This is a genomic window from Mesorhizobium sp. M2A.F.Ca.ET.037.01.1.1, assembly GCF_003998075.1.
Lineage (GTDB): Bacteria > Pseudomonadota > Alphaproteobacteria > Rhizobiales > Rhizobiaceae > Mesorhizobium.
The window spans coordinates 1-1,306 of record NZ_RZSA01001369.1 but is presented as its reverse complement, the minus strand read 5'-3'; the positions used below and the strand labels follow the sequence as shown (position 1 = coordinate 1,306).

Below are 1,306 nucleotides of genomic sequence, written 5' to 3'. Positions count from 1 at the left end.
GTTCTACAGGTCGTGGCCGGAATAGGAGCAGTTGAACGATTTGTTGCAGAGCGGGAAATCGGCGACGATGTTGCCTTCGATCGCCGCCTCCAAGAGCGGCCACTGGAACCATGACGGGTCGCGCAGGTGGCAGCGCTCGATCAGGCCGTCCTCGCCAATGCGCAGCCAGACCAGGATGTCGCCGCGAAAACCCTCGACCAGCGCCATGCCCTCGCGCGGCTCTTCCGGTGCAGCGATATCGACGCTGATCGGGCCGGCGGGCAGCCGCCCGAGAATCTGCTCGACCAGCGACAGGCTCTGCTCGACCTCCCGCACGCGGATCCAGACGCGCGCGTTGACGTCGCCTTCCTGCAGCACCGGCACATCGAAGGCGAGCTCGTCATAAGGCGCGTAACCCGGGCTGCGGCGCGCATCGAAATCGCGGCCCGAGGCGCGGCCGACATAGCCGCCGGCGGCATATTGCCGGGCAAGCTCGCCCTTGAGCCGGCCGGTCGCCACCGTCCGGTCCTGCAGCGAGGCGGTGTTGTCGTAGAGCTCGACCAGATGCGGGAAGCGCCGCCTGATCTCGGCGATCAGCGATCGGATGGCGTCCGTCCCCGCCTCGTCCAGATCGCTTGCCGTGCCGCCGGGCAGGATGCGGTCGCGCATCAGGCGGTGGCCGAAGGCCGCATCGGCGGCGCGCAACACGCGTTCGCGCAACACGCCGCAATGCGCGTGCATGATCGCGAAGGCGGCGTCGTTGCAGATGGCGCCGATGTCGCCGAGGTGGTTGGCCAGGCGCTCCAATTCGGCCATCAGCGCCCGCAGCCAGATCGCGCGCCCCGGCGGCGTGATGCCGAGCGCCGCCTCCACCGCGCGGGCGAAGGCGAGCGAATAGGCGACAGTGCTGTCCCCTGAAGTCCGGCCCGCGAGTTTCGCGGCACGATCGATCGATGCGCCCTGCATCAACGCTTCGATGCCCTTGTGCACATAGCCCAGCCGCTCCTCCAGCCGCACCACGGTTTCGCCGCCTGCCGTGAAGCGGAAATGCCCCGGCTCGATGATGCCGGCATGCACCGGCCCGACAGGAATCTGATGGAGGCTCTCGCCCTCGGCCGCCAGGAACCGGTAGGACGACGCGGCCGCCGGCCCGCCGGGCCGCGCCGCCAGCGGGTGGCTGATGCCCCACTGTCCATGGTCGAGCCAGCGGCGGGTATCGGGCAGGCCTTGCGGCGCCAGCCCGAAAAGATCCGCTGCGGCGCGTTCCAGCCGGAGCGCCGGTGGATGGAGCTGGCCGACCGACGGGTAACGGCCGCCACGGCAATCC

1 protein-coding gene is annotated in these 1,306 nt (G+C 69.7%); it reads right to left on the bottom strand.

Annotated elements, in window-relative coordinates:
• Positions 1 to 3: 3 nt before the first annotated feature.
• Positions 4 to 1,306, bottom strand: a 1,303-nt coding sequence (locus EOA27_RS36825) for an NADH-quinone oxidoreductase subunit C (RefSeq protein ID WP_127258761.1), incomplete at its 5' end; no start/stop codon positions are given.